Here is a 19650-nt window from a genome sequence, read left to right as displayed (position 1 = left end):
CCTCGCCGCCACCCACTGACACCACCAAGGAGTGCAGGAATGAGCGACAAGCCCACCGTCCTGTTCGTGTGCGTCCACAACGCCGGCCGCTCCCAGATGGCCGCAGGGTGGCTGCGCCACTTCGCCGGCGACGACGTCGAGGTCCGCTCCGCCGGCAGCGAGCCCGCCGACCAGATCAACCCCGCCGCCGTCGCGGCTATGCGGGAGGTCGGCATCGACATCACCCAGCAGACCCCGAAGCTGCTGGAGTACGCCACCGCCGAGTCCTCCGACGTCATCATCACCATGGGCTGCGGCGACGTCTGCCCGGTATTCCCGGGCAAGCGGTACGAGGACTGGACGCTCGAAGACCCCGCCGGCAAGGGCGTCGAGGCCGTCCGTCCCATCCGCGACAACATCCGCGCCCGCGTCCAGCAACTCGTCCGCGAACTCGTCCCGGGCCGGGCGTGACCCGGCTGCTGATCATCGGCGGCAGCGACGCCGGGATCTCCGCCGGGCTGCGCGCCCGCGACCTCGATCCCGGCGTCACACCGCTGCTGGTCGTCGCCGGCGCCTACCCGAACTACTCGATCTGCGGCATCCCGTACCACCGCCCGCTCCCGGCCCGGTCTGCCCCGTGGCGCCAGAACAGGTACGTTGCTGGGAGCGCCTGAGACTGCGGCCCTGAACCCCGGGAGCCCCGTCTGATCGTTCGACCGGTCCCCGACATCGGACCAGGTTGCGCGGGCGAGAGAGGAATGCCATGAGCCGGGACAGCTACGATGAGCAGCTTGACCGGCTCACCGGCGTCCTGGCCGTCATGAGCCGGGACGCGGCGGCCGCCATCCGAGGCGCCAGCGCTGCACTGCTGAACGTCGACCGGGTCGCCGCCGAGACCGTGGTGAGAAGCGACGCCGTGCTCAACGCGATGCGCGACGACGTGCACGCCGCCATCCCGCAGCTCGTGGTCCGCCTCCAGCCGGTGGCCGGTGACCTCCGCCTGCTGCTGTGCGCCCTGCGGATCGCCGCGGACCTGGAACGCATGGGAGACCTCGCCGTGCACATCGCCAAGGTCGTCCTGATGCGGCACCCGGTGACCGTCGTACCCGAGCCGGCGGTGGAGGTCATGACCGCCATGGCAGACGCCGCCGCCCGCATCGCCGACAAGACGTCCACCGTGCTGGCGACCCGCGATCAGCTCGACGCGATGCAGCTGGGACTCGACGACGACGAGGTCGACGCCGCCCAGGCGCGGCTGCTGGAGATGCTCGTATCGGGCTGGCCCTACGGCGTGGAGTCGGCCATCGACCTGGCCCTCGTGGGCCGCTATTACGAGCGCTACGCCGACCACGCCGTCAACGTGGCGCGCCAGGTCGTCTATCTGGTGACGGGGACGATCCGCCTCTAGCCGAAGCCGCGCTTCGGACATCGCGCCCGTCGACGGCGGGAACGTCACAATCTCGCCGCCGCCGGCCATGATCCGCGTCGGGGAGTTCACCTTTCGTTCACTTGCGTCGGGTCGGGCGGCTACCTGGCCCTCCTACCTTGACTTTCGTACGGCCCGGACGGGCTGATGCAACCCGATAGAGAGGCTTACCTGGTGAACCGCAACGTGCTCTCGCGGCGCGTCCTCGCCGGCGTCGCGCTCGCCGCGCTCGCGCTTGCCGGCTGCAGCAACAACGCTGAGAACAACAACGCCGCGGGTGGCGAGAAGCTCTCCGGCGAGGTGAAGGTTGACGGGTCGAGCACCGTCGCTCCGCTGAGTGAGGCCGCGGCCACCTTCTACAAGGAGGGCGGCCAGAGCGGCGTCAACGTCTCGGTCGCCACCTCGGGCACCGGCGGCGGCTTCGAGAAGTTCTGCAAGGGGGAGACCGACATCTCCGACGCCTCCCGCCCCATCAAGGACGCGGAGAAGAAGGCGTGCGAGGCGGCTGGGATCAAGTACAAGGAGCTGATCGTCGCCAACGACGCTCTCACCGTCGTGGTCAACAAGGACAACACCTGGGCTGACTGCCTCACCGTCGACCAGCTGAAGAAGATCTGGGAGCCGAGCTCCAAGGTCAACAACTGGAACCAGGTCGACCCGAAGTTCCCGAACGAGCCGCTGAAGCTCTTCGGCGCGGGCACCGACTCCGGCACCTTCGACTACTTCACCGACGAGATCAACGGTGAGGAGGGCGCCAGCCGCACCGACTACACCGCGTCGGAGAACGACAACGTGACCGTGCAGGGTGTCTCCGGCACCAAGGGCGGCCTGGGCTACTTCGGCTTCACCTACTTCGAGGAGAACGCCGACAAGCTCAAGGCGCTGAAGGTTGACGGCGGCGCGGGCTGTGTCGAGCCGAGCCTCAAGACCGCCCAGGAGAACACCTACAAGCCGCTGTCCCGGCCGCTGTTCATCTACGTCAGCGATGCAGCGGTCAAGAAGCCGCAGGTCGCCGACTTCGTCACCTTCTACATCGAGCAGATCGACGACATCGTCAAGGAGGCGAAGTACGTCCCGCTGACCGAGCAGCAGAAGGGCACGCTGAAGAGCGAGTTCGACTCCCTGAAGGCCGCGGTCTGACGTGACCACCAGCACCCCGAGCGTCGGCTCCGCCGCAGGCAACGTCCTGCGGCGGGGCCGCCGCCGTCCCGTGGACAGCATCGTCAAGGTGCTGCTCGTTGCCGCCGCCCTCGTGTCGATCGCCACCACGGTCGGCATCGTCATCGCGCTGGTCGGGCCGACCATCGAGTTCTTCCAGCAGGTCAGCATCGTCGAGTTCGTCACCGGCACCAGCTGGACCCCCACCTTCGCCCAGAAGGCGTACGGGGTGCTGCCGCTGGTCGGCGCGACCATGGTGGTGACCGTCATCGCGCTGCTGATCGCGGTCCCGATCGGGCTGGGCTCGGCGATCTACCTGTCGGAATACGCCAAGCCGGCCACGCGCAAGCTGCTCAAGCCGATGATCGAGCTGCTTGCCGGTGTACCGACCGTCGTCTACGGCTTCGTCGCGCTGTTCGCGCTCAACCCGCTGCTGCAGCAGATCTGGCCCGGCGACACCAAGCCCGGCTTCCAGAACCTCCTTATCGCCGGCATCGCCATGGGCATCATGATCGTGCCGACGATCGCCAGCATCTCGGAGGACGCCATGGCCTCCGTGCCCCGCAGCCTCCGCGAAGGCGCCTACGCCCTGGCCTCGACGAAAATGCAGGTGTCGACCCGGGTGGTTGTTCCCGCCGCCATCTCCGGCATCGTCGCCGCGATCGTGCTGGGCATCTCCCGGGCGGTGGGGGAAACGATGATCGTCACCATCGCGGGCGGGCTGGTCTCCGACAAGGTCACCTTCAACCCGCTTGAGGGCGCGGCCACGATGACCGCCTTCATCGCCAACATCTCCTCCGGTGACATCCCGGTCGGCTCCCTGGACTACGACTCGGTCTTCGCCGTCGGCGCGTTGCTGTTCCTCATCACCTTCGTGCTCAACGCGGTGTCGATCCGGATGGTCCGTCGTTTCAGGGAGGTCTACGAGTGACCACGCCCACCATCACCACCACCCGGCCGGAACCCTCCGCGCCGGGTAACGCGCTGACTCAGCGCCGCAGCCGTCCCGGCGAGGTGGCCTTCCGCCTCGCCATGCAGGCGTGCCTGCTCATCGCGTTCGGCGTGCTGAGTGCGCTGCTGGCCTGGGTGCTCATCAAGGGCTGGAACCGCCTGGACTCCCGGCTCTGGACCGAGATGCCCACCGGCCTGGTCAGCCGCCTCGACAGCGCAGGCGTTCAGTCCGCCCTCGTGGGCACCTTGTGGATCATCTCGCTCGTCGCGATCATCTGCCTGCCGATCGGCATCCTCAGCGCGATCTATCTTGAGGAGTACGCCGACAACACCCGCTGGTACAACCGGCTGCTGGAGTTGAACATCCAGAACCTCGCCGGCGTACCGTCGATCATCTTCGGCATTCTCGGCCTGGGCATCATCGCCCGGGCCCTCGGTCTGGGCTTCACGGTGATCACCGCCGCGATCGTGCTGTCGCTGCTGGTACTGCCCGTGGTCATCATCGCCACCAGGGAGGCCATCCGCGCGGTGCCGCAGTCGATCCGCCAAGCCTCCTACGCCCTCGGCGCCACCAAATGGCAGACGGTGTCGCGGCAGGTGCTGCCCTCGGCGGTGCCCGGCATCGCGACCGGGTCGATTCTGGCCCTGTCCCGGGCAATCGGTGAGGCCGCACCGCTGATCGTCCTCGGCGCGGTCACCTTCATCACCTTCAACCCGGACGGGCTCGACAGCGCGTACACGGCGCTGCCGATCCAGATCTACACCTTCATCACGCGATCCCAGGCCGAGTACACCGAACTCGCGGCGGGCGCGATCGTCCTGCTGCTCGCCATCGTGCTCGTCATGAACTCGATCGCGATCTTCGTGCGGAACCGGTTCGAGAAGCGCTGGTGACCAAAGCCGTGACAACTCAGCCGCGACACCGCCGCCCCCAGCACGAGTCAGAGGTGACCACTGTGAACCAGTCCAGCACGACCAGCCGTCCCGCGGTCAGCATCGCCGCCGTCGGCAACCAGAGCGCTGGCCACCAGCCCGCATCGGCGGTGCCGGTCATGGAGCTCTCCGGCGTCAGCGTCTACTACGGCGCCTACGAGGCCGTGCGTGACACGTCGATGCCGATCCAGCGCAAGCAGATCACCGCCATGATCGGTCCGTCCGGCTGCGGCAAGTCGACCATCCTGCGGTCGCTGAACCGGATGAACGACCTGATCCCCGGCGCGCGGGTGACCGGATCGGTGGCCTACCACGGCCAGGACCTGTACGCCAAGGACGTCGACCCGATCGAGGTGCGACGGCGCATCGGCATGGTCTTCCAGAAGCCGAACCCCTTCCCGAAGTCGATCTACGACAACGTCGCCTACGGCCCGCGCGTCACCGGGATGAAGGTCGACAACATGGACGACCTCGTGGAGAAGGCCCTGCGCGACGCGGCGCTGTGGGACGAGGTCAAGGACAAGCTGAAGACCAGCGGCCTGGCCCTGTCCGGTGGCCAACAGCAGCGGCTGTGCATCGCCCGCACGATCGCGGTCAAGCCCGAGATCATCCTGATGGACGAGCCCTGCTCCGCGCTGGACCCGATCGCCACGGCGAAGATCGAGGACCTGATGTTCGAGCTGGCGCACGACTACACGATCGTGATCGTCACGCACAACATGCAGCAGGCGGCCCGAGTCAGCCACTACACCGCGTTCTTCACCGCCGAGGTCGACCAGAAGCAGGAGCGCCACGGCCGCCTGGTGGAGTTCAGCCAGACCGGCAAGCTGTTCACCAACCCCGGCGACAAGCGCACCGAGGACTACATCACCGGCCGCTTCGGCTGACCCGCCGACTGCCATCGTGTACGCGCCCACCGCGTCCCTGCCCACGGAGGAAACCCGAGCAGATCCCACCGTCGTTGACCCGTGGGGCTTCGCAACGTCCCGGCGAAGCCCCACTGGCTCAGATCAGCACCTCCACCATTGGAGACGACGAACGCACGCCCTGCCGACTGCGGTGGCCGCAGCACGGTAGATCGTCCTCACCAGCCGCAGCCACTGGCGAGGGCCCTAACTCGATCCGGAGTCGGTGCCGATGAACAACCTCGTCGAGGCCACCAAGGGTGACCCTCGATCCGACGGGCGTTTCGTGCTGCTGGTGGTGGACGACGACAGCGTCGGCGGTGAACTCGTCGACCAGCTCGCAGGTCACCGGGTCCGCGGGCACCACTTCCCGCACGCCGCCGAGGCACTACTCGGCGCGGGAGCCCTGCACCCGGACGCGGCCCTGGTCGCGGCGGGCCTGGCCACCATGAGCAGCATCGAGCTCGTGCGTCTGCTCGCCGGCCGAGCGGGCATCCCGACCGTTGTCGGGGTCGGCGACGACGACGGCCCACTCGCCGCCGCCGTGCTCAAGGCAGGAGCCACCGCCTGCGTGCGCCGTCCATACCGGGCAGAGGAAATCGTCCCCATCCTCCGGGCGATCCGCCCGGAAACCGCCGGCACCCTCGACCCACCCATCGACATGGGCGCGCTCAAGGTCAACCCCGCCACCCTGGAGGTGTACCTGCACGGCAGACCAGTCACTCTGCCCATGAAGGAGTTCCGGCTGCTCTACTTCTTCATGAGCCACGCCGAGCGGACGGTCACCCGCGAGCAACTGCTCTCCGCGGTCTGGCAAGGCATCTCCGGGGAGAACTCCAACACCCTCACCGTGCACATCAAGCGGTTGCGCAAGCGCCTGACCCTGCACCCCGATCAGCCGCCGATCATCGTCACGGTCCGCGGCCTGGGATACCGGTTCATCCCTCCGAGCGCCACGGTGCCCGCCCCCTCGACCATGCCATGAGCTCCACGGAGAACCGCAGCCCGGGCGAGATGCCCGAGCGGGCCTTGCCTACCTTCGGCACTGGTGAGGATGTCGTGCTCGTGGCCGTGCCGGTCGCCTACGTTCCCCACGTGGCGCGGTTGCTCGCCGAGCTCGACGGCCAGGCGCGGCCCCGCCGCGTACCGCGGTTGCGGGCCGCCCCAAAGCCGGAGCATCAGGGCACCCACTGGCCCGTCGAAGACCTGCGCCGCCTCAGCAAGGGACGTAGCGCCACCCACCGCACCGTCCTCGCCGTGCTGGACACGCTGGCGCAGCATCCCGGCACGCTGTTCGGCAGCGACGAGCTGGCACAAGCTGCCGGCACCACCCGCGGCAAGATCATCGGAGCGCTCGCCGGCCTGACCAGGTTGCTCAAGGCCCACTACGACTTTGCGACTCTCGGCCTGCCGTTCACCAGGGTGGTCGGGCGTCCCGACGGCGATCCGAAGGAGATCTACTACAGCATCGACGAGGAGCAGGCGAGCCGGTGGAGGCAGGCCCGCGCCGACGGAGCCACAGCGTCTGACTCCACATCCAGCTGCGAGGATGCCCGCCCTGCCAGCACGGACGCTATCGTTCCGCCTGCCTAGCGACGAGCGGCTAGCAACAGGTCAACAGGTACGGGCGCAGATCGGTCAGCGTGGTGAGGACCCCCTCGCGGTCCGCCCGGTAACAGACGGTCTTTCCAGCGCCCCGGGAGGTCACCACCCGGATCTAGGGCGCGGGAACCGCCTCGACGGTGAGCAGGGCCGCGAGTTGGCGCAGGACGTGCGGCCGGGCCCGGTAGTAGACCCAGGTGCCCCGTCGCTCCGCGTCCACCAGGCCCGCCTCGCGCAGCGTCCGCAGGTGGTGGGAGATGGTCGGCCCGGTGAGGTCGAAGGCGGGGGTGAGGTCGCAGACGCAGGCCTCGCCACCCTCGGCGGAGGCGATCATGGACATCAGCTGGAGCCGGACCGGGTCGCCGAGGGCCTTGAAGGCGTGGGCGAGGACGGTGGCCGTCTCCGCCGGCACCCGGTGCTGCGCCAGCGGCTGGCAGCAGGGCGTGTCGGCGTCCAGGTTTACCAGGGTGAGGGGCGCCCCTTGTTTTGACATGCCTCTAGGTTGACATCTCTCTAATCAGTGTGCAAGTCTCTGCTTAGACGGACGTCAAGACAGGGGTCCTTGGGAGCGACGGAAAGGCCACCACGATGAGCGAGAGCACCCAGATGTCGGGGTACTCGTTGGAGTGCAGAGGTGAGTACGGCTGATCTTGCAGAGGTCAGGTGTCGTGGTGGGCGCCTTGTTCGTCACGGTGGGTTGCGTTCTGCAGGCGTAGGCGGGTGAGGCCGAGCATGTCGATGAGCCATCCGGGTCCGCCGGTGATGCCGCGGGCGCGGAGATGGATGTCGACCTCGTGGTGGGTCGCCGGCCCGGTGTTGGCGAGGAAGTCCTCGCAGATCTGAAGCAGGAGCTGCAGCAGGTCGTCGTGATGGGTGTTGCTGGTGGTCGCAGGTTCGTCCGGGATGGCCGGGGTGGGCATCAGGCGACGTTCTCGATGGCGGTGAGGCGGTTCTTGAGTCGGTAGCTGGGGCCGTTGATGGGGACGACGTCGCAGTGGTGCAGGAGCCGGTCGAGGATGGCGGTGGCTAGGACCTCGTCGCCGAAGACTTGGCCCCATTCGCCGAAGCCCTTGTTCGACGTGAGCAGGGTGGAGCCCTTCTCGTAGCGTTTCGAGATCACCTGGAAGACGAGGTTGGCTTCGGGCCGTTCGAGGGGCTGATAGCCGACTTCGTCGATGACCAGGACGGTGGGGCGTAGGTAGGTCTGCAGCTTGCGGGCCAGCCGGCCGATCGCGTCGGCGGCGGTGAGGTGGCGGACCATGTCGTCGAGGGTGGTGAAGTAGACGGTGAACCCGGCTCGGCAGGCGGCGACCGCGAGGGACACCGCGATGTGGGTCTTGCCGACGCCGGGCGGGCCGAGGAACGCGACGTTGGCTTTGGCCTGCACGAACGCGAGGGTGGCGAGGTCGCGGACTTTGCGGGGGTCCAGGTCGGGTTGGAAGCTGAAGTCGTAGTCGTCGAGGGTCTTGTGGTGCGGCAGTTTCGACAGGCGCAGCCCGGCGCGGAAGCGGCGTTCGTCGCGGACGGCGAGTTCCTCTTGCAGGACGAGGTCGAGGAACTCGAGGTAGCCCATGGCCTCGGTGTCGGCCCGGCCGGTGAGCTCCTGCAGCGTCTTGGCCAGGTGAGGCAGGCCGAGTTTGGTGGCGCTGGCGTGGATGCGGTTGGTGACCAGCTCACTCACTTCGAGACGTCCTTCAGGTGTGGGCGGTTGGTGAACGGGCTGGCCGCAGCGATCTGCTCATAGACCGACAGCGGGCGGGCCTCGACGGCGATCTGGGCGGCGGCAGCCCGGTTGAGCAGGGCTTGCAGCGGTCCCTGGCCGCCGTCGAGGCGGGCGGGTCGGCGTGTGGTCGACTGCGGGCTGTCGGGGTCGCCGGTGGTGACGGCACGGGTGTGTCCGTCGGGCAGACCGTCCCAGTGGCTCTCATCGACCACGCGGGCGCCGCGGCCCACGGCCCGCTGGTGGGTGGCCAGCAGCGTGGCGCCGTCCAGGCCGCCGACGGTGGCGTGGATGGTGATGGTGGCGGCGGTCGCCCGGATCTCCACGAGTTGGCGATGGCGGACCCGTCGGGCCGGCACGGAGTAGAGGTTGCCGGCGTAGGCGACCAGGCAGTCCTTGCCGACGTGCCGCAGATGCCGGTCGGCGACCACATACGCCCTGGCCGGGATCGGTCGCAGCGCGGCGTGGTCACGGACCGCCCGCACGCCGATGATCTCACCGTGGGTGCGATGCCGCACGGCCCGCCGCTGCGGCACCCAGGCCACGAACGTGGCGTCGAGTTCGGCCAGCGACGCAAACGCCCGCCCGGCCAGGACATGATCACGGACGATGGTGACCTGCCGTTCGACCCGCCCTTTGCCGGTCGGACGGTAGGCGGCCAGCACATCGATGTCGAAGTCGTAGTGCCCGGCGAACGCGACCGCTTCCGGGTGCAGCGGCACCGCCTGACCCGGGGCGACGTGCCGACGGACCACGGTCTTGGTCCGGTCATAGACGATCACCCCCGGGACCCCGCCGAAGTGCGCGAACGCCCGCCGGTGACACTCCCAGAACGCGGCCAGGTCCTGGCTGGTGGTGAAGCAGCAGAACGGATCCCGCGAGTACGACAGCACCATGTGGAACGAGTACACCTTCGGGATCCCGACGTGGGCCAGGATGCCGCCCTCGTCGCCCCAGTCCACCTGCGCCTGCGCACCCGGAACGACCTCGAACCGGCGGTGCAGCCCCGCCAGCTGATCCGGGCTGATCCCCAACTCCGCAGCGATCCGCGGCCGGGCCTGCTGCAGATACAACTTCACCCGCTGGTAGTTACCGGTGAACCCGTACTGCTCGACAAGACGCTCATGGATCACCGTGCCCTTGAGCAGCAACTCCGCCCGCAACCACGCATCGACCACATGCGCGAACACATCGATCAACTGCCCACGAGCCGGCCGCGCCCGAACCGGCGGCACCACCTCACCGCCACCAGCAGCCAGGTACTTCTTCACCGTCCGCCAGTTCAGGCCCGTCTCACGAGCGATCTCCGAGACACTCGCACCAGCCTCGTGCAACGCCCGGAACCGGCGCACATCCAGCCACCGCTGCTCATCCAACGCCCCCACCGCCAGCCGCCCCACGCCGGTCCGATCACGACCCGAGCAGCCTCACCCTCAGTCACCCGCTGACGACGGACAAACAGTGCGCACCTCTGCAAGATCAGCTGTACCTAGCTCTGCACTCCAGGCCGTACCCCGACACCAGACGACCGGCGGATTCATCGGCGACCCGGCCGCGGCCCTGGCGGTCACCGGTTCCGGTTCCTGCTGCGGCAGTCCCGCACAAACGGTCGGGTCGATCCTGCCGCCCGCTGGCGCCACGGCGACGGCTGGCCCGTGCTGCGGCACCCAGGAGGCGGCCGCGGCGGCGGGCTCCTGCTGCGGCGCCGAGGCGAAGGCCGAAGCGGTCACCGCGGGACAAGGGTGCTGCGGATGAGTCCCGCTACTGCTCCACCCGTCCCCAACCCACATCGGTTGCCCCAGTGCACCGCACTATTTCGAAAAGTATCAACGTAAGGGAGTTTCCTGATGAGCGTCCTGGACGAACTGCCCGTCGTGGTGATCGGCGCCGGGCCGGTGGGCCTGGCCGCCGCCGCGCACCTGCACGAGCGTGGCCTGCCCTTCACCGTCCTCGAAGCCGGTGACACCGCCGGGGCGGCGGTGCGGCAGTGGGGGCACGTGCGGGTGTTCTCCCCGTGGCGGTACAACATCGACCCGGCCGCCCGGCAGCTGCTTGACGAGGCCGGCTGGGTCGCCCCCGACCCCGACGCCCTGCCGACCGGCGCCGAGCTCGCCGCCGACTACCTCCAGCCGCTGGCCGAGCTGCCGCAGCTCAAGCCGCACCTGCGCTACCGGGCCCGGGTCGAGGCGATCAGCCGGCTCGGCCTGGACCGGCTGCGCACCGCCGGCCGCGAGCAGACGCCGTTCCTGATCCGCCTCACCGACGGCGAGGAGATCCTGGGCCGGACGGTGATCGACGCCTCCGGCACCTGGGGTACCCCGAACGTCCTCGGCGCCTCCGGCCTACCGGCCCGTGGAGAGAAGGAGGTCGGCGCGTACCTCGAGCACGCCCTGCCCGACGTGCTCGGCACGGACCGGGACCGTTTCGCCGGCCGGCACACCCTCGTCGTCGGTGCCGGTCACTCCGCGGCGAACACCCTGCTCTCCCTGGCCGAGCTGGCCGCCGCAGAGGCGGGCACGGAGGTGACCTGGGCGATCCGCTCGGCGAGTCCGGCGCGCACCTACGGCGGCGGCGACGCGGACGCGCTGCCCGCCCGCGGCGCCCTCGGTTCGCGGCTGCGGGAGCACGTCGAGGCCGGCCGGATCCGGCTGCTCACCGGCTTTTCCGTACACGCCCTCACCCCGGCCGACGGTCGGGCGGCCGTGGTCGTTCGGCACGCCGACGGCGGCGAGGAGTCCATGGTGGTGGACCGGATCGTCGCGGCCACCGGCTTCCGGCCCGACCACTCCATCGCGAGCGAGCTGCGCCTGGACCTCGACCCGATCATGGGCGCCACCCGGGCGCTCGCCCCGCTGATCGACCCCAACGAGCACTCCTGCGGCACCGTCCCCCCGCACGGCGTCGACGAACTCGCCCACCCCGAGCCCGGCTACTACGCCGTCGGCATGAAGAGTTACGGCCGGGCGCCGACGTTCCTCATGGCCACCGGCTACGAGCAGGTCCGCTCCGTGGTCGCCGCCCTCGACGGGGACTGGGCGGCCGCCCGGGACGTGCAGCTCGACCTGCCGGAGACCGGCGTGTGCAACAGCAACCCCGCCGACTCCGCCGGCGGCGACAGTTGCTGCGGGCCTACTCCCGCCGGCGAGCCGGCTGGACGCGGTTTGGCCACCGGCATTGCTGGTGGTCTGCTGTCCGCGCCGCTGAACCTTGTCAGCCTCGACACCGTCCCCGCCGGCGGCCAGACCGGCGGCTGCTGCGCCAGCTGATGCCCACCACCACGACGGTGCCCGCCGACCCTGCGGTCGGCGGGCACCTCACCACTCACGGCCGGCGGATCGTCGCCGCGCTCGCCATCACCCAAACCGTCGGCTACGGCACCCTGTACTACGCCTACGCGGTCCTGCTCACCCCGATGGCGGCCACTCTCGGCGCGTCCACCACCGCCGTCACCGGTGCCCTGACCGCGTCGGTGCTGGCTGGGGCGCTGATGGCCATTCCCGTTGGGCGATGGCTCGATCGCCACGGCGGGCGGGGTCTCATGACCGTCGGCTCGGCGAGCGCCACCGTGCTGGTCCTGGCATGGTCCCAGATCGACGCCGTCTGGCAGCTCTACGCCGTCATGATCGGCATCGGCGTCACCGGCGCGATGGTCCTCTATGAGCCCGCCTTCGCCGTCATCGTCACCTGGTTCACCACCGAACGACGCAGCAGCGCTCTCCTGGTCGTCACCATCGTCGCCGGCTTCGCCAGCACCATCTTCCTGCCGCTCATCGGCCTGCTCGTCGAACACCTCGGCTGGCGCACCGCCCTGATCGTCCTCGCCGCCATCCACGGACTGATCACCGTTCCACTGCACGCCATCACCATCCGACGGCCACCTCACCCACCAACGCAGCACCGGCGGCAGGAAAGGCCGGCTGCAGCCCGGACCGCGACCCGCGACATCCGTTTCTGGATCCTCGTCGTCACCTTCGTCGCCCACGGCGCCGCCACCAGCACCATGGTCGTCCACCTGGTCAGCTACCTCACCAGCCGCGGCCACCCCGCGACCTTCGCCGCCACCGTCACCGGCCTGCTCGGCGTCCTCTCCGTCACCGGCCGAATCGTCCTCACCGCAGCTCGCCGGCTCGCCCCGATGGCCACCATCGTCGCCACGATCTTCGCCATCCAGACCATTGCCGCCGCATGCCTGCCCGTCCTCGCCGCCAACCGAACCGGCGCCGTCATTGCCGTCATCGCCTTCGGACTCGGCTTCGGCGTGTCCAGCCTCGCCGCACCCGCCCTGCTCGCTGATCGATACGGCACCACCGCCTACGCCAGCATCGCCGGCATCCTCGCTCTGCCCGTCACCCTCTCCCGAGCCATCGCACCGCTGGCCGTTGCCTTCGTCCTGCATGCAGCCCGCGACTACCGGCCACTGCTCACGGCGGTCACGACCTGCTGCGCGATCGCCGCCGCCGGGATGCTGCTCCGTGCGCGATCCTCCCTTTCAGACCATGAAGGACGATGACACCGTGGGCCGGATCGGTCTTCGGCAAGGGGCTATTCACTAGCGGCGAAGCGCTCCACGTTGTCGATGGGGCCGACCACCAGGATGAGGTCGCCATAGGTGAGTACGGTGTCGGGCGTGGCATGGGTGAAGCTCGGCTGTCGCCCGCCGATCCCGGCCTCGGGCTTCACGGCGACCACGGTGACACCCCATTTACTGCGCAGCTTCGACTCGCGCAGTGGCATGCCGACAACGTCGCGTGGTGGTTTGGTCTTGATCACGGCGAAGTCGGCATCGACCTCGACGTAGTCGAGGATTCGCCCGGAGAGCAGGTGCGCGACGCGTTCGCCCATGTCGTGCTCAGGCGCGACGACATGGTGGGCGCCGACGCGGGTGAGGATGTTGCCGTGTTGGCCGGTGACGGCCTTGGCCCAGATGTCGGACACGCCGAGCTCGGACAGCAGGCTTGTGGTGAGGATGCTGGCCTGGATGTCAGTGCCGATCGCCACCACGGCGCGGTGGAATTCCGCGACGCCGAGTTGTCGGAGTGCTTCGACGTCGGTGGAGTCTGCGGTGATCACGTGTGGAATCCGGCCGACAAGGGATTGGACGATCTTGGGTCTGTTGTCGATGCCGAGCACTTCCGTGCCTCGCCTGACCAGTTCGAGGGCCAGGGCGCTTCCGAAGCGTCCGAGCCCGATCACCACCACCGGTTCGGTGTGTGTTTCAGCCAACGATCGTCCTCTCCTCGGGCAGTTCGAAGCGGCGGTTGCGGTCTCGCAGCGCCAGGGCGGACGCCACGGTGAGAGGTCCGATCCGGCCGACGAACATCAGCAGGATCAGCAGGATGTTCCCCTGTGGCGGCAGGCTACCGGTGATGCCGGTGGACAGACCGACGGTGGCGAACGCGGACACGACCTCGAACAGAACCGTGTCCAGCCGGTAAGGGGTGATGGCCAGCAGGATGAACGTGGCGACCACCACCGCGCCGATGCTCAGCAGCACGATCGCCAGAGCCTGCCGCTGGTTGCTCGGCGGGATCCGGCGCCGACCGACATTGACCTGGGTCTCGCCGCGCATCTCCGACCAGAGCACGAAGGCCAGCAGCCCGAAGGTGGTGACCTTGATGCCGCCAGCGGTGCCGGCGCTGCCGCCTCCGATGAACATCAGCACGTCGCTGGCCAGCAGGCTTTCCGGACGCATGGCGCCGATGTCGACGCTGTTGAAACCGGCGGTCCGGGTCATCGTCGAGGCAAAGAACGCGGCCAAGAGCTTTTGCGGGCCCTCCAGGGGGCCGAGCGTTCGGGGATTGGAAAACTCCGCGAGGGCCAACACGATCGTGCCCAGGGCCAGGAGTGACACCGTCAGGACGACAGTGATTCGGGTCATGACGGACCACAGGGCCGGTCGTCGCCAGCTGCGGGCCAGTTCGAACACCACCGGGAAACCGAGGCCACCGAGGATGACCGCCGCGGCGATCGGCAGACTGATCCAGGGATCGGTGACGTACCGCATGAGGCTGTCGGCGTTGGTGGAGAAGCCGGCGTTGTTGAAAGCCGAGATGGCATGAAAAGCCCCCTCGTACAGTGCGGTGCCGAACGGCGCGTCGTAGGCCGTGGCGAACCTGACGGTCAGCAGCACCGCGACCACGGCCTCACTGGCGAGGCTGAACAGTACGATCCGACGAACCACCCCGCGCACGTCGGTCAGCTCCAGGCTCTTCGTCTCCGCCTGGGCCAGGAACCGAGCACGCAGCCCTAGCCGCAATGCCGGGTAGTTAAGCGCGGCGGTGGCTGGTCAAGAGGGCGTGTTGGTGCAGGTACCGGCAGCGGGACTCCGGTAGAGAGGTACGTCCGCCAAGACATGCCTTACCGCCGGGAGTCCCGCTGTCTGTTCAGTCTGTCATTACGCGTGTGGTCCGGGTCGGGGCAGGTCCGTTCGCGCCGGGTCATTTGGGTGAGCTGACCCAGCAGGTGCCGTTCGAGATGATCGATGCGGTTCTCGCGCAGGTCCGCTGTACCCAGCGGCGGGTGCGGGATCTGCCTTCGCGGGTGGTGGTGTATCTGCTGTTGGCGGGCTGTTTGTTCACCGAGTTGGGGTATCGGCAGGTGTGGCAGCGGCTGGTCGCCGGTCTCGATGGGCTGCCGGTCGCGGACCCGAGCGAGGCCGCGTTGACCAAGGCCCGCCGCCGGGTCGGTCCGGCGCCGTTGCGGGCGTTGTTCGATCTGCTGCGCGGGCCGGCGGCCAGTCTGGCCGGGCCGGTACGCTGGCGCGGCCTGCTGGTCTGCGCGATCGACGGCACCACGCTGAGCGTCGCGGACAGCGCGGCGAACCTGGCCCGGTTCAGCAAGCAGCGCGGGGGCCGCACGGGCGGGTCCAGCTATCCGATGCTGCGGCTGGTCACGGTCATGGCGTGCGGTACCCGGTCGGTGATGGACGCGGTGTTCGGGCCGATCACCGCCGGGGAGAGCACCTACGCCAAGGATCTGCTCGCCCGGCTGCCCGCCGGGGTGCTGCTGCTGGCCGACCGTAACTTCGCCGCCGGGCACCTACTCAAGCTCGTGACCGGCCGCCAGGCGCACCTGCTGGTGCGGGCCAAGACCGGCCGCGGCGGCCCGAAGATGCCGGTCCTGCACCGCTGGCGGGACGGCTCCTACCGATCGGTGTTCGGTGGCCAGCCGGTCCGGGTCATCGACGCCGAGATCAGCATCGCCACCAAGACTGGCACGGTCACCGGCATCTACCGCCTGATCACCACGCTGCTGGACCCGGACGCCTACCCGGCCACCGCGATGCTGCGGCTGTATCACGAGCGGTGGGAGATCGAGACCGCCTACTTGGAGATCAAGTCCAGCATCCTCGGCGGCCGGGTGTTACGGGCCCGGACCCCGGCCGGCGTCGACCAGGAAATCCACGCTCTGCTGGTCACCTACCAGATCTTGCGCACCGCGATGACCGACGCCACCAACAGCCAGACCGGCACCGACCCCGACCGGGCCAGCTTCACCATCGCCCTCAACGCCGCCCGTGATCAGGTCGTCCACGCCGCCGGCGTCATCGCCGGCACCGTCATCGACCTGGTCGGCAAGATCGGCCGTCTCGTCCTGGACAACCTGCTGCCTGAGCGGCGGCTACGCGTCAACGCCCGCACCGTCAAACGAGCGATCTCCAAATACAACGCCCGCGGCCCGAACATCGACCGACGCACCTACCAAGCCACCCTCAGCCTCAACATCCTCGCCGGACCTGCCTTGACGACCAGCCCAGACCCTTAACTACCCGGCATTGGCCCTAGCCGTCGCGAGAGCAGCACCGTGAACAGCGTCGCCAGAGTCATGATGCCCAGTCCGCCGGCCTGGATCAGCAGCAGGATCACGGCCTGGCCGAACCCGGACCAGTAGCTGCCGGTATCCACCGTGACGAGGCCGGTGACGCACACCGCCGACGTGGCGGTGAACAGGGCGTCCACCAGGTCGGCCCGCTGGCCGGCACGCGTCGCCACCGGCAACGACAGCAGCGCGGTGCCGACGGCCACCGCAGCGGCGAAACCGGTGGCGATCACCTTGGCCGGGTGCTGAAAGCGATCGGTACGCCGCTGCCACACCGGCCTACGGCCCAGTAGCGGCACGAGCAACCCGCTCACCCGCGAATCACATGTCGACCACGACCGGGACAGATCATCCGGGTACCGGGTCCGACCGCCACTCCCATAGAACGAATCATCGCACCCCGCCCTCAGCTCACCCGCCCTTGCCCAACATGCCAGTCACCAGGTGGAGCCGACACCGGACCGACAGGCCGCAGCCGCGACAGGGCCCGCCGGCGCCAGATCAAGGTCTGGCGCCGGCGGCTGCTTCACTCAGGCGCCCCCGGCCAGGTCACGCCGGCGGAACGCGGCCACGCCCGCCTGGGCGACTGCCGCGGCGAGCACCGTCAGCACCACGACCGCGACCAGGCTGATGTCGACCAGGGGATACTCCCCGATGTGCTCGAACGGCGACAGCCGTACTGCCGTGTCGGGTATGTCGAGGATCGGGGCGAAGAACCCGACGATCAGCCCGTAGGCGAGCACTCCCCAGATGACCGGCAGTGCCCGCGGCACCGCCGCGTACAGCACCGTAGCGGCGGCGAGGACGAGCCAGACCGCCGGAGTGTGTGCGACATGACCGAGCATCAGTTGGCCGACCAACCCCGGGTCACCGGTACTCACCGCGGCCCCGACGCCCATACCGGCACCGGCGACCAGCAGCAGCCACGGTACGCCTAGAGCCGCCACGGCGACATGGCTGCCGACCCAGGCCGGTCGGCTCACCGCGGTGGCGAGGACCGACTCGGCTCGCCCTTCGGCTTCCTCGGCGCGAAGCGTCTGCACGGCAAGCACGGCGTAGACCCCGACGGCGAGCGCCATCGTCAGACCCATGACGCCGAGGAACCCGGCCAGCAGGTTCTCCGAACCGCCCATGACCGCGATCAGGTCTTCCGGTGCGTCCGCGAAACCGTCGAGCAGTGGCTGGGTGAACGAACCGTAGGCGAGGCCGGCGACGAGCAACGCCGCGCTCCAGCCGATCAGGCTGGCCCGGTGCAGCCGGAAGGCGAGGGCGAGCGGGCTGGCCAGCCAGGCCGCGGCCCGGGGCGATCCCGGGCGGGGTGGCACCAGGCCCGCGCCGAAGTCCCGGCGTACCGACAGGGCGTAACCCACCGCTGCGGCGGCCGCCGTGAACGCCACGGAGATCGCCAGTGGCCACCAGCGGTCGTGCACGTACGGCGCGGTCTGCTGGGACCAGCCGATCGGTGACAGCCAGGACAGCCAGGCCGGGCCGCTGCCCTGCACCGCCGCCATGTCGCCGAGTCCGCGCAGCACGAACGCGGCCCCGAGTACAGCGCCGGCGGCGCCGGACGCGGCCCGCGGGTACTCCGACAGCTGAACGGTCACTGTGGCGATGCCGGCGAAGGTCAGCGCCACCGCGCCGACGGACGCGCCGAACAGCAGCGATCCACCCGTGTCGTACCCACGGCTGATCATCATCGCGCCGATCAGCAGCGCGACCAGAGCAGCCATCGTGGTAGCGAGCGTCAGCGCGGCGGTGAGCTGGGCGTGCCGGCCGACCACGTTGGCGCGAATCAGCTCGGCCCGGCCGGAGCGCTCCTCGACGCGGGTGTGCCGTACGACGGTGAGCAGTCCCATCAGGCCGGCTCCGATCGCCACGTAGAGGCCGTACTGGCCGGCGAGGAAGCGTTCGATGGTCAGGTCGTCGAAGCCGAAGCCCCGGCCGCCGAACAGCGCGCCGGCCGGGCTGCCGGAGAACGCGGTCAGCCCCTCGAGGTCCTCCGGGCTCTTGACGAGGGTCTCCAGCGCGGTGGCGAAGTAGGTCATCAGCAGCGTCAGCCCGAGGATCCACGCGGGAAAGCGGATCCGGTCGCGGCGCAGCATGAACCGGAGGAGCCTGCCGGTTCCGGTGACCGCGCTTCCCCTGGCGGAGACGGCGTGCGCCGGACGGTCGAGCGTCGCCGTGGCCATCACGCCACCTCCGCGGCACCGTCGTGGACGAGCTGGTCGCCGTAGTGGCGCAGCAGCAGCTGCTCCAGGGTCGGCGGTCGGACGGTCAGCCCCTGCACGCCGAGGTCGCCCAGCTGGCGAACCACCGCGGCGAGGTGATCGCCGTCGACCTCGAAGCGCACGTGGCCGTCCTCGGACCGCAGCCCGTGCACGCCGGCAAGGCCGGCGAGCGTGTCGGCCGGGCGGTCGGTGACCGCGTCGACCGAGGTACGGGTCAGGTGGCGCAGGTCGGTCAGCGAGCCGGTCTCGACGATCTGGCCCTGTCGGATGATCGAGATCTGGTCGGCGAGCACCTCGACCTGGGCGAGGATGTGGCTGGACAGCAGGACGGTGCGGCCGGTGGCCTTCGCCTCGCGGATGCACTCCTGGAACACCGCCTCCATCAGCGGGTCCAGCCCCGCGGTGGGCTCGTCGAGCAGGAGCAGCTCGACGTCACTGGCCAGCGCGGCGATCAGGGCGACCTTCTGCCGGTTGCCCTTGGAGTAGGTCCGGCCCTTCTTGCGTGGGTCGAGGTCGAAGCGCTGACACAGCTCGTCGCGGCGGACGGGGTCGGTGCCGCCGCGCAGGCGGGCGAACAGGTCGATCGCCTCGCCGCCGGTGAGATTGGGCCACAGCTCCACGTCGCCGGGGACGTAGGCGAGCCGGCGGTGCAGCTGCACCGCGTCGGCCCACGGGTCGCCGCCGAGCATCCGGGCACGGCCGCTGTCGGCACGTAGCAGCCCGAGCAGGATCCGGATGGTGGTGGACTTGCCGGCACCGTTGGGACCGAGGAAACCGTGCACGGTGCCGGTCTCGACCCGCAGATCGAGTCCGTCCAGCGCGGTGACCCGGCCAAAAGACTTGCGGATGTTCTGAATATCGATGGCAGCAGTCATCGTCTTAGGCCTCATTCGAGGAAAAGCCCAGGGCAAACTGGGGATTTGATGTCGT

At 69.2% G+C, this 19650-nt stretch carries 21 protein-coding genes; 12 read left to right on the top strand and 9 right to left on the bottom strand.

What is annotated here, in order from left to right; all coding sequences use genetic code 11:
• The first annotated feature begins 39 nt into the window (after positions 1-39).
• From FHX32_RS22465 to FHX32_RS22425, 9 genes are all read left to right on the top strand, one after another.
• A complete protein-coding gene (locus FHX32_RS22465) occupies positions 40-450 on the top strand; it encodes an arsenate reductase ArsC (protein WP_167186778.1) in 411 nt (136 codons plus the stop codon).
• Entirely contained in the window at positions 447-653 is a 207-nt protein-coding gene (locus FHX32_RS22460; RefSeq protein ID WP_208419151.1) for an NAD(P)/FAD-dependent oxidoreductase, read from the top strand. The genes FHX32_RS22465 and FHX32_RS22460 overlap by 4 nt, the downstream gene beginning before the upstream one ends.
• An 89-nt stretch (positions 654-742) precedes the next feature.
• A complete protein-coding gene (gene phoU / locus FHX32_RS22455) occupies positions 743-1387 on the top strand; it encodes a phosphate signaling complex protein PhoU (RefSeq protein ID WP_167186775.1) in 645 nt (214 codons plus the stop codon).
• A 192-nt stretch (positions 1388-1579) separates the two neighbouring features.
• A complete protein-coding gene (locus FHX32_RS22450) occupies positions 1580-2545 on the top strand; it encodes a PstS family phosphate ABC transporter substrate-binding protein (RefSeq protein WP_167189089.1) in 966 nt (321 codons plus the stop codon).
• A 1-nt stretch (position 2546) separates the two neighbouring features.
• Complete coding sequence (gene pstC, locus FHX32_RS22445; RefSeq protein ID WP_167186771.1) at positions 2547-3494, top strand: phosphate ABC transporter permease subunit PstC; 948 nt, start codon at positions 2547-2549, stop codon at positions 3492-3494.
• The gene (gene pstA / locus FHX32_RS22440) at positions 3491-4408 is read left to right on the top strand and encodes a phosphate ABC transporter permease PstA (RefSeq protein ID WP_167186768.1); all 918 of its coding nucleotides are present in this window, start codon (positions 3491-3493) and stop codon (positions 4406-4408) included. The genes pstC and pstA overlap by 4 nt, the downstream gene beginning before the upstream one ends.
• A gap of 62 nt (positions 4409-4470) precedes the next feature.
• Positions 4471-5334, top strand: coding sequence for a phosphate ABC transporter ATP-binding protein PstB (gene pstB, locus FHX32_RS22435; protein ID WP_167189086.1), 864 nt, complete (start codon positions 4471-4473; stop codon positions 5332-5334).
• A gap of 250 nt (positions 5335-5584) precedes the next feature.
• Positions 5585-6337, top strand: coding sequence for a response regulator transcription factor (locus FHX32_RS22430; RefSeq protein WP_167186765.1), 753 nt, complete (start codon positions 5585-5587; stop codon positions 6335-6337).
• Positions 6334-6945, top strand: a complete 612-nt coding sequence (locus tag FHX32_RS22425) for a hypothetical protein (protein WP_208419149.1) — start codon at positions 6334-6336, stop codon at positions 6943-6945. The genes FHX32_RS22430 and FHX32_RS22425 overlap by 4 nt, the downstream gene beginning before the upstream one ends.
• 124 nt (positions 6946-7069) lie before the next feature.
• On the opposite strand, the gene FHX32_RS22420 is transcribed toward FHX32_RS22425, so the two are convergent.
• From FHX32_RS22420 to istA, 4 genes are all read right to left on the bottom strand, one after another.
• Positions 7070-7447 carry a metalloregulator ArsR/SmtB family transcription factor gene (locus FHX32_RS22420; protein ID WP_167186762.1) on the bottom strand — a complete coding sequence of 126 codons (378 nt, stop codon included), beginning with the start codon at positions 7445-7447 and terminating at the stop codon, positions 7070-7072.
• Between the two features lie 166 nt (positions 7448-7613).
• Positions 7614-7874, bottom strand: a complete 261-nt coding sequence (locus FHX32_RS22415; protein ID WP_167184858.1) for a hypothetical protein — start codon at positions 7872-7874, stop codon at positions 7614-7616.
• Positions 7874-8635 (bottom strand): IS21-like element helper ATPase IstB, encoded by a 762-nt coding sequence (gene istB / locus FHX32_RS22410; protein WP_109906332.1) that lies wholly within the window; start codon positions 8633-8635, stop codon positions 7874-7876. Before istB ends, FHX32_RS22415 begins: the two co-directional genes overlap by 1 nt.
• The gene (gene istA / locus FHX32_RS22405) at positions 8632-10059 is read right to left on the bottom strand and encodes an IS21 family transposase (RefSeq protein WP_486481242.1); all 1428 of its coding nucleotides are present in this window, start codon (positions 10057-10059) and stop codon (positions 8632-8634) included. Before istA ends, istB begins: the two co-directional genes overlap by 4 nt.
• A 462-nt stretch (positions 10060-10521) precedes the next feature.
• Here istA and FHX32_RS22400 point away from each other — a divergent pair, with 462 nt between their 5' ends.
• Together FHX32_RS22400 and FHX32_RS22395 are read left to right on the top strand one after the other, a co-directional pair.
• A complete protein-coding gene (locus FHX32_RS22400; protein ID WP_167186759.1) occupies positions 10522-11940 on the top strand; it encodes an FAD-dependent oxidoreductase in 1419 nt (472 codons plus the stop codon).
• Positions 11940-13184: an MFS transporter gene (locus FHX32_RS22395; protein ID WP_486481338.1), complete on the top strand. Its 1245-nt coding sequence runs from the start codon at positions 11940-11942 to the stop codon at positions 13182-13184. The genes FHX32_RS22400 and FHX32_RS22395 overlap by 1 nt, the downstream gene beginning before the upstream one ends.
• A gap of 32 nt (positions 13185-13216) precedes the next feature.
• On the opposite strand, the gene FHX32_RS22390 is transcribed toward FHX32_RS22395, so the two are convergent.
• Together FHX32_RS22390 and FHX32_RS22385 are read right to left on the bottom strand one after the other, a co-directional pair.
• Positions 13217-13897, bottom strand: coding sequence for a potassium channel family protein (locus FHX32_RS22390; RefSeq protein ID WP_167186756.1), 681 nt, complete (start codon positions 13895-13897; stop codon positions 13217-13219).
• Positions 13890-14930, bottom strand: coding sequence for a potassium transporter TrkG (locus tag FHX32_RS22385; RefSeq protein ID WP_167186753.1), 1041 nt, complete (start codon positions 14928-14930; stop codon positions 13890-13892). The genes FHX32_RS22390 and FHX32_RS22385 overlap by 8 nt, the downstream gene beginning before the upstream one ends.
• Before the next feature lie 146 nt (positions 14931-15076).
• Here FHX32_RS22385 and FHX32_RS22380 point away from each other — a divergent pair, with 146 nt between their 5' ends.
• Positions 15077-16438 (top strand): IS4 family transposase, encoded by a 1362-nt coding sequence (locus tag FHX32_RS22380; protein WP_486480865.1) that lies wholly within the window; start codon positions 15077-15079, stop codon positions 16436-16438.
• On the opposite strand, the gene FHX32_RS22375 is transcribed toward FHX32_RS22380, so the two are convergent.
• The 3 genes from FHX32_RS22375 to FHX32_RS22365 all read right to left on the bottom strand — a co-directional run bounded on the left by FHX32_RS22375 (position 16435) and on the right by FHX32_RS22365 (position 19595).
• Positions 16435-16806, bottom strand: coding sequence for a potassium transporter TrkG (locus tag FHX32_RS22375; RefSeq protein ID WP_486481267.1), 372 nt, complete (start codon positions 16804-16806; stop codon positions 16435-16437). The genes FHX32_RS22380 and FHX32_RS22375 overlap by 4 nt on opposite strands.
• Before the next feature lie 216 nt (positions 16807-17022).
• A complete protein-coding gene (locus tag FHX32_RS22370) occupies positions 17023-18681 on the bottom strand; it encodes an ABC-2 transporter permease (protein ID WP_167186750.1) in 1659 nt (552 codons plus the stop codon).
• A complete protein-coding gene (locus FHX32_RS22365; RefSeq protein WP_167186747.1) occupies positions 18681-19595 on the bottom strand; it encodes an ABC transporter ATP-binding protein in 915 nt (304 codons plus the stop codon). The genes FHX32_RS22370 and FHX32_RS22365 overlap by 1 nt, the downstream gene beginning before the upstream one ends.
• Positions 19596-19650 lie beyond the last annotated feature (55 nt).

The organism is Micromonospora sp. CNZ280 (assembly GCF_011759515.1).
Note: the sequence above shows the minus strand (reverse complement) of the source record. Positions and strands in the feature narration are given on the sequence as shown.